This window comes from Chitinophaga sp. CF418 (genome assembly GCF_900142925.1).
Lineage (GTDB): Bacteria > Bacteroidota > Bacteroidia > Chitinophagales > Chitinophagaceae > Chitinophaga.
This window is the reverse complement of sequence record NZ_FRCN01000003.1, coordinates 79,856-88,596: the sequence shown is the minus strand read 5'-3', so window position 1 is coordinate 88,596 and position 8,741 is coordinate 79,856. Positions and strand designations below refer to the sequence as shown.

8 protein-coding genes and 1 CRISPR repeat array are annotated in these 8,741 nt (G+C 40.9%); all 8 genes read right to left on the bottom strand.

Going from position 1 to position 8,741, the window contains the following annotated elements; all coding sequences use genetic code 11:
* Position 1 precedes the first annotated feature (1 nt).
* Positions 2-1,219: direct repeats of the CRISPR family, unit length 30 nt; unit sequence GTTTCAATTCCTCTACGGTACAATTCAGAC.
* A gap of 209 nt (positions 1,220-1,428) precedes the next feature.
* From cas2 to cas6, 8 genes are read right to left on the bottom strand one after another with little or no spacing between them, the layout of a single operon-like run.
* Positions 1,429-1,692, bottom strand: a complete 264-nt coding sequence (cas2, locus tag F3I09_RS08060) for a CRISPR-associated endonuclease Cas2 (protein WP_149694530.1) — start codon at positions 1,690-1,692, stop codon at positions 1,429-1,431.
* Positions 1,693-1,695: 3 nt separating this feature from the next.
* Entirely contained in the window at positions 1,696-2,700 is a 1,005-nt protein-coding gene (cas1b, locus tag F3I09_RS08055) for a type I-B CRISPR-associated endonuclease Cas1b (protein ID WP_149694529.1), read from the bottom strand.
* 10 nt (positions 2,701-2,710) lie between these two features.
* Positions 2,711-2,941 carry a Dna2/Cas4 domain-containing protein gene (locus F3I09_RS08050; protein ID WP_149694528.1) on the bottom strand — a complete coding sequence of 77 codons (231 nt, stop codon included), beginning with the start codon at positions 2,939-2,941 and terminating at the stop codon, positions 2,711-2,713.
* A gap of 32 nt (positions 2,942-2,973) precedes the next feature.
* Positions 2,974-4,047, bottom strand: coding sequence for a CRISPR-associated protein Cas7 (locus F3I09_RS08045; RefSeq protein WP_149694527.1), 1,074 nt, complete (start codon positions 4,045-4,047; stop codon positions 2,974-2,976).
* A 5-nt stretch (positions 4,048-4,052) separates the two neighbouring features.
* Positions 4,053-5,372, bottom strand: coding sequence for a hypothetical protein (locus F3I09_RS08040; RefSeq protein WP_149694526.1), 1,320 nt, complete (start codon positions 5,370-5,372; stop codon positions 4,053-4,055).
* A 1-nt stretch (position 5,373) separates the two neighbouring features.
* The gene (gene cas3, locus F3I09_RS08035) at positions 5,374-7,536 is read right to left on the bottom strand and encodes a CRISPR-associated helicase Cas3' (protein WP_188133734.1); all 2,163 of its coding nucleotides are present in this window, start codon (positions 7,534-7,536) and stop codon (positions 5,374-5,376) included.
* On the bottom strand, positions 7,508-8,116 hold the full coding sequence (locus F3I09_RS08030; RefSeq protein WP_149694524.1) for a hypothetical protein: 609 nt from the start codon (positions 8,114-8,116) through the stop codon (positions 7,508-7,510). The genes cas3 and F3I09_RS08030 overlap by 29 nt, the downstream gene beginning before the upstream one ends.
* 6 nt (positions 8,117-8,122) lie before the next feature.
* Positions 8,123-8,710 (bottom strand): CRISPR-associated endoribonuclease Cas6, encoded by a 588-nt coding sequence (gene cas6, locus F3I09_RS08025; RefSeq protein ID WP_188133733.1) that lies wholly within the window; start codon positions 8,708-8,710, stop codon positions 8,123-8,125.
* Positions 8,711-8,741 lie beyond the last annotated feature (31 nt).

Here is an 8,741-nt window from a genome sequence, read left to right as displayed (position 1 = left end):
TGTTTCAATTCCTCTACGGTACAATTCAGACAATTTTATTGCTGAATATGAAAGCGCTTCGCTTGCTGGTTTCAATTCCTCTACGGTACAATTCAGACTAGTACAAGCTGAGCACTTCTTGCTGCAAACAAGCTAGTTTCAATTCCTCTACGGTACAATTCAGACTCCATTTCCCTTTTTTACCCATCATATAAGTATACTCGTTTCAATTCCTCTACGGTACAATTCAGACGTACCACCATTTCAGGGTATCTCTTACCGGCAAAAGGTTTCAATTCCTCTACGGTACAATTCAGACAAGGTACTGCCGTGGTTTGTTGAGGCGTGTCAGCTAAGTTTCAATTCCTCTACGGTACAATTCAGACCTGTCGAGTTTATGCACGAGCGGCAGCGGCTGTGGTGTTTCAATTCCTCTACGGTACAATTCAGACTGACCCCGGCATGGTTTGAACCAGGCTTGGAAGAATGTTTCAATTCCTCTACGGTACAATTCAGACTAAAGGCGCCGCATAAGATCCCGCAGAAAGGATTCCGTTTCAATTCCTCTACGGTACAATTCAGACCAGATAAAATAATCCTCTGTCTCCGGTTCACATCGGTTTCAATTCCTCTACGGTACAATTCAGACTTTGCGGAGGCAGCTGCCTCCTTAGCGGCCTTTTCTTGTTTCAATTCCTCTACGGTACAATTCAGACAGGCACGATGCGGCGGAACCTGTTGGATACATTATCGTTTCAATTCCTCTACGGTACAATTCAGACCTAGAGCGGGAATATAGATTTCATCCGGAAAGAAGGGTTTCAATTCCTCTACGGTACAATTCAGACCGTTCCTTCCGGCGCTCCACCGGCTCTCAAGCTCGTTTCAATTCCTCTACGGTACAATTCAGACTGTGCACACTGTTCGACGCCGGGGACGTGGAAGTTGTTTCAATTCCTCTACGGTACAATTCAGACTCTAATTCGATTTCTTTCTTCACTGTGATAGTCATGTTTCAATTCCTCTACGGTACAATTCAGACGATCCCAGGTCTTTTGGGTTAAATAAAGCCCTTGATGTTTCAATTCCTCTACGGTACAATTCAGACAGCCATACGGCGCGCCGCTTGTATAAGTAGCTGAGTGTTTCAATTCCTCTACGGTACAATTCAGACCGGATTCAGTAAGGCGGTTGAGCCGCTGATGACATGGTTTCAATTCCTCTACGGTACAATTCAGACCCGCTTAAAAAATAAGTTCAAATATCTAATTATCAATGAAATAATCTAACCTCAAACGCAGTTTTCACCCCTCCCAAGTCGTCCACCTATAAAAGTAAAATTTCTGCTGGACATAGACGATGATTCCAACTATTTGATAATTATTGTATTGTGTATTTAGACATAAGCCTGTGGGGGCAGGACTTCAAAGATATTATTAACCTCGACGCCTACAACATATTGTCAACTTCATTCTTTTCTTTACCAATGACCTGCTTTTCCAGCCATTTTTCCTGTCGGGTTTTAAAGATAATGAGACTGTCTTTCCGGGTATCCATAATTAACTCAGCTTCAAAAATGAGTTCCTTTAGTTGCACTGGACTTAATTCTCCTTCAAATACGCTGTTTTGGATCCAATGTAGGTATCTTCTGCAAAGTTTAAGCATTTTGGACACTCTCTTTTCTTCAATATCGTATACAAGTATGATATACATAAATTACCACCACGCTTTAAAAGGTTTATACTCTTCAATATTCAGCATATGCTTGGTTAATTTGTAGCATTCGAGTTCGATGAGGTGTTTGTAGCTGACATTTCTGCCAAGGGACCGGTGTTTGATCGTTTCGTTGATTTTCTCATCCCAGGCTTTAACAACAATTTTTCTTCCGCTTTCCTTTAATAGGCAGCTATTCAGCTTCTGGTCAAAATCACTGGGTTGTATTTGTTTTTTATTTAATAGGGAGAATATTAGACGATCCGCAAGTATTGGCTTGAAGATCTCGGCCAGGTCTAAAGCCAGTGAATACCGTCGTTCACCTGGTTGATGCAGGAAGCTGATTGTGGGGTTGAGCTGGGTATGGTAGATCATGTCAAGGCAAAGGGTGTAGCATAGGCTGTTAATAAATGAGATCATTGCATTAACTTCATTCGAAGGTGGCTGCTTGCTACGTTGACCCATTTCAAAATCATTGATAATAATGGAAAAAGCATCATAATAGTTTAATCTGATGTTCCCTTCAATTCCCATGAGCATTTCAATATCAATAGCTGATGATATGCTTTCGGTTAAAAATTCAATGCGGCTGATCTGTTCTGAGGTGTCTTTCTGCCGGTTATTGTAATATTTAAGGTTCTTCAGCATATTGAAAGCTGCTCCTTCCGTTAATTTTTGTGCGAGGGATAGTCGCTTCCTGGCGTTCGAATAAAGGTTTGTTTGGGCAATGAGCATTTTTCCTGCCAATAAATAATCTTTTGGCATATAAGACCCGGTGTAATGCTCATAATAATCGAAGAAGTGAACACTGATATGTTCTTTCCCCAGAAAGTTATAGAGAGTGCTATTGGTGTCCAGACTGCCAAAAACGTATAGGTTATCAACAGTTTCAACAGGGATGTACTTCGTGGAGGATTCATTTCCTTGCTCGTCCGTTGCAGAGAATTTAAGCGTATTATCTTTCCGGCTCATCCGGCCGGGGTTGAACAAATAGTATGATTTTTTCATGTAGACAGAATTATTCAGAAGCGTAACAAAACTCGTAGTAAGAGCACCTTTTGCAAATCGAACTGTTCAGGAGTGACGGACGTTTAGGTTTTTCGGCTCTCTGTGGATAACTGTGTTCTCCTATTAACTTCCCTTCCGCGACTAAATCTGACGTATGCTCAAGTGTAATACCATTTGAAAACAGCCATAGTTTTCGATGGCAAATATGATAGTAGTTGATATGAGTTGCCGTTATATTCATTCCTACCGGTACAATTAACATCGGACAGATAATCAGTTAACCTGGTTTTCAAAGTCAAACCGGCCGATCATTTCTGCTAATCTCTGCTCTGCTTTCTCCAGCGCATCAGCACTTCCAACAGAACCAGCTATATGACCTGAGGCAATTGGAGTAATAAATAACTCAGCTTTTGTTGATTCATCTATTTTAGGAACTGCCTGAGGGCGTTCTGTGTCGTCCCTTAAGTCGCCACGAATTGCATAAGCAATCTGATTGGCATTATCACTTATCGCCAGGGCAACCGTTTCCATCAGGCTGAAAGTGCGGGACTGATTGGATGTTATCCTCCAGTTAATTAATGCTTTGGCTAATGCAGGAATGATCTCCTCTCTTTTTTCTTTTGGGCAGATCAGGCATTTACCAAATATGTTCCTTCCTTCCAGCCAGCCTTCAGACCGAAGCTTCTTTTCAATGTCCGGGAAGAGTTCAGGTTCAAGTTTATTGGTAGAAACGCAGAACAACGTGCGTAAATCAATAGCGACGTCGTAAGCGAATAAACCACTGACGCGTGTCTGATCCTGTATAAATGCCCGGCTGGGTAAGGCTCTTTTGTTGGTTGTTAACCACTCATCCAATTCCTCTTTGGAGAGCTGGGCGCCACGCTTTTTGTTATCTAACCAGAATACCTTTACTTCATGGTGTTCCGGATGAGAAGTCCTGTCGAACGTGAGATTTTCTGTTGGATATTCAATGCCTCCCAAAAGCGGATGCAAAGGGCGCATGGCAGAGAAGGAGAGCGGGCTTCTTCTTTTAACCCCGAAACTCCCGCTTTCAGCTTTCATATAGCCTCCCAGTAGCTGATCTGTAAAAGACGGATCGCAGGGTGAGTGAGGCTCTTTCTGACTGGCCTTATTATCTTTTTTGTCGATCTCCCAGTTGAAGGTCATTGCGGAGAAGGGCATATTTAAGGCTTCCAAAACAGAGCGTTTCACCTGCTGACCACTGGAGTATGCCATTTTTTTTCCAAATTGTGGATCAACATAAAATTTCTGTCCGTCATTCACGGCAAACACAGTATGTTGGGCATGACGCAACCCTCTCAGGTAAATGAATGGTATAGTTTTCATGTGTATTAATTATTATTTACTTTTTGATAAGCATATTCGAAGCGGATAAGTGTTACAAAGAGAGGAAAATTGTCCGAAGGCATTCTGATAACCTGATCAACCACATTGCGGAAAACATCCTTGTTTTCCATTTCCAGTATCAGGGTAAGCCGGTCGATAAATGTCCGGATATTGGAAGCGCTTCGGGTATCTTCCGAAAGGGTATCCAGGTCTTTTTTCCCCCTGTTGGGCTTGCGCTCAAAGTCGATCAATGACTTTGCGACTTCTGAAGCTAATTGATGCAGATCAGTTTTGTTAAGCATAGCAATTATCCATAGTTTTAAAAGGTGATAATGAATGAATGATGTCTCGTTCGAAAATTTGAAGTCTTTTCCCTGGGCATAAGGAACTGAACCCTTAGGCATGAATTCCCTGAGCTTAGCTGGTTCCATTGCACTTAGACCTATACTTCCATTCCTACAGGCGGATTTAAAATTGTAAAATGTTTCAAGTGATTCTATATGTTCGTCTTTTAATACAGCGCCTTCTTTATTAATGAAAACTTTATCCCTGAATTCGTATAAGTGCTGAATGTCCGGAAGATATACTTTAATAAATCCGAGGGTTGTATTCGTTTGCGAAAGGTTATAGGCATATATAACAATCTCTTTTGAAGGATATCTCCTGGATAACCGGAAAAGTACCTTAGACCACTTCTGAGTGGGAATAGCCAGGCCGCCAATGCCTTCCGCGGCTTCAATATTATTGTAGTTAAAGTCTTCCTCGTCAAAATCCTCTGATAAGGTTAGGGATAGCCAATGTCCATTCCACGTCTCAATTTGTTTGTCCTTCACGTTAGGCGTTTGCTGAAGGAATTTCCGGTAATGTTTCCAACCCTTAAAAAGGTTTAACAGTATTTCTTCTTCATCGATCAGCATCGCAAATCCACCATTAACTCCTATAGCTAATGCTTCTCCTATCCATGAAGCATAGCATTCTTCTTCGTTGATATTAAAATTCATGTTTGTTAGTTGTCCGGTGGAGGTTGCCTGTATTCCCTCTGCTGCAAATCCCACATAAGTTGCCCCACTGGTAATACCACTACTGATCTTATTTTTCAGATTCTGAAATTGTGCCAGGGACCTGCTGCCATATTTAGCAACATCTTCTTGCGCAGGCTTTTGGAAGAATGGAGACTGGCCCACATGCATTAAATGTGATTCATCCTGGAAAAACAGGGGAAAGAATACCTCTTCAAAGAATTGAGCGCCTGAATAGCTTTCATCTTTGTTATATCTTTTTCTGTAAAGATGCAGGAATTTATTTCCGATATAGCTTGTATACATTTTATAAGAAATTATCGTGTTCAGTTAATTGTAAGCCAAACATACTATAAGCATTAGTGCTCTGAGGTATTATGAAAGGATATGAACCCACCTCTAATTGCTCATATTGATTCTTATATCTCATGATAGTCTGGTAATTGATGGGGATTTCAAATTGTTGCCGGGCTTCCCAGTCAGCATTTAAGTAGGCATCTCTGTCGCTTTCCAGGATGCAGGTAGCTCCTTCTATTTTCAGGGCATCTATTAGAATAGACTTTTTATTGTCGGTAAGTTCTTTAATAATATATCTGTCGTTTCTATAAATAAGGTGTATGTCGATCTCTTTTGTGTTTATCTCCGGATAAACTTTATCCAGCTTTTCCTGTAAAGAATTTTCTTTTAGCAATCCGAAGTTTTCTGGTAGTTCATCAAAGCTGGCTTTAAGTATATCCGATTTATACGGCAAGGAGCTGTTACCGGGATTGATAACATGAATTGGTTTGTATTTACCTAACGTATACTCGTTCCTGATCCTGTTTATTCGTCCAAATCGTTGTATCAAACTATCCAGTGGTGCACATTCTGTGATCATTCTATCAAAACTAATATCGAGACTAACTTCTACTACCTGTGTAGATACTACAACACAGGGTCTTATTCCGGATTTTCCGTTACCAGATCCATCTCCGTTAAATTCCCTTTTTAATTTTGTTTCCAACGCAACCCTGTCGGCTCTTTTAAACCTGCTATGAATAAGCATTTTGGGGATGTCTGGGAAATTATCCAGGAGTTTTTCGAATGCAGATTGCGCCTTCTTAATTGTGTTAAAAATCAAAAGAACTTTTTCCCCCTTGGCGAACGCTTCCTCCAGAATGTCATTTATCAGTTCTTCATCCGCTATTTTATCAATAAGATGCCGGTCGAATGTATCGAGAACAGGAGCAGGTAGCTTTACTTCATAGATATTATCTGCTTCGCCCAATATTTCGAATAGTTGCTTATAAAGAGCGGTAGGCATGGTTGCAGTGCCTATGTGAACATTGCAGTTTAATCTGATCAATGTTTTGACAAGCTCCAGTACCATTGCCATGGAAAAATCCGAATAAGTATGGATCTCATCGAGGATGATATCAGTACCCTGCAGGTCCAGTAACATGTTTTCATATCCTTTTATCCCGAATATGACAGCCGCCAGTTGGTGCGGAGTAAGTACTTTTACTGAAGAGCCAACTAATGGCTGAAGAATTTGCTCATCGTTGTTGTCTTTTGTGACGATCCGGGATGTCGCATGTAACAGACGGATATCTTTATTGGGGACATTTTCCTTTATTCTTTCCCACATCGCATTGATAGAGGCCTGGAATGGCAATATATAAAAGATCCTGTTCCTGCATCTCCTGAGGAGAAAGTCTGTCTTCCCCGCTCCTGTGGGGGCTACCACAAATGTATGTCTCCTGATATCGTCTGATGAAAGTAAGGATAGGGGGTAGATATTGCTTTTCCGTTTTTCTCCATGATAATATTTTAAGTCCGGGACTTCAAATAAGGATCGTAATTGTTGCTGTGTGTTGTGTGTAAATGCCGAGGCAAAATGATCTGCTGACTTTAGTAAGCCCCGTAGCAGAGATACCCCGTTTTTCTTTTTGTCACAATAGCTGACTACGTAACTTAGCGCTGCTTTTGCCTCTTCTCTGGGTATTTCCCTGACGGGATATCCAAAATGCTGGATAATTTCCAATCCATGGACGTACCATTCTTCCCAATCTTTCAGATGGTTATCCAGGGTGTCCCGAAACCTTGTAAGATCCAGAATGCCTTTATCTCCCGGATCATTAACAATTGACTTATGATGTGCAATAACAAGATCTATTAAAAGATCCCATTCAGATGCAGAAAAGCAGGGGAGGAATGCTAAAGATGAGATTTCATGTCTATGAATGAAGTCCCATGCAAAATTGTCCAGTAAAGATGTTCCCTTATGATTGTGTATCTTTCTCTGAAAATGTGGATGGGCTTTACCCAGATCATGCAGAATAGCCCCTTTTCTGGCTATTTCCGGATCTATTTCCAGATTAAACTTCTTTGCAAACAGTTCTATTGCCAGCACTACATGCTGGGTGTGCTCGAGTAATGATAAATTTCCTTCAAGGGCGCTTTTAGCCAGAATAGGACATGTCATCTTCATACCGGGATCTGATAGGGTTACCATATATTTTTAGTTCACCAAACATTTCAACAGCGTTGTTAAACCGGTTATGTCCAACTTTAAATCCGGTTTCGGCTGTTGCCGCCAGCAGTTCGAAGCCGTCAAGCTTCTCCAACATTTCTTCATCTGCTGTAAATAGATGTTCGGGGAAAAGCAGGTCTTCGTTTCTGCATAAGCATATTGTCTGGGTCATAGCAATCTCCGCATCAGATTGTTGTGTAAAGGCGAGATATAAGTTCGGATTAATTAATATGCCCCGGTTTATTATACCAATATTGGTTTTATATTGATTCTTGTCTTTGTAAATATTAATTCCACCTTTTGACCAGGTTCTTTCCTGTTGAATATCTATGCCCTGATAGTTGAGTCGATGCCTCTTAATTTTCAACATTTTCCCCGGAGTATCTTCATTCAATAATTCAGGAAATAGTTTTTTCTCAATACCTTCAATTATTGAAGGTGTCAGAAATTGCTGACTGAAAGTTTCGCTGTCTCTGACAGCAGTCCAGGGTTTAATAAACCCGAATGGTCCGGAGTACTTTACGATATAATAATTCATACTGTTCTATTTTAATGCACCAAATCCAATGCCTGTACTATTACCTATTCCCACATGCCAGGCAAATTCAATCTGTTCAGGCGTACCTTCTATAATAACCGGACAGATGTTAACCCTGTTCCCGATTTCTTTATACTTAATAATCTTTGTTCTGGGAGTTGGATATGCCGCATCGAAGGCTACTCTGAGACCTTCAGCTGATAGGCCGGCAATTGTTAGTTTTTTTTGAAGCGCTTCTGTCAGATATTGGCTGGCATTGGGATCGTTATGCTCAATGTGCTTTTCATTATTGTCCTGCTTTCTTTTAATAAGTATCGGACTGGCTGTACGAAAAACTTCCTTGTTGGAAAAGACCGGAGGTGCTGTTATTTGTACTCCGGAAACTTTAATCCCGAATGCAATTAGGGGATCCTGCCTTATGCCGGAAAGTATTTTTTTTAATAATTTGTCATCATATGCACTAATAAAAAAGGAAGACCTGTCTGTAGTTCTGATACCCTGGGAGCTAGTATGCACTTCTTGGAACCAGGAGAAGGAATAGAGACTGGTTTTATCGTGTATCTCATTTTCGGGGCCGATCCATTTGTGAAGCACTCCGGTCAGATAGTGTTGATAATTGAAGGGC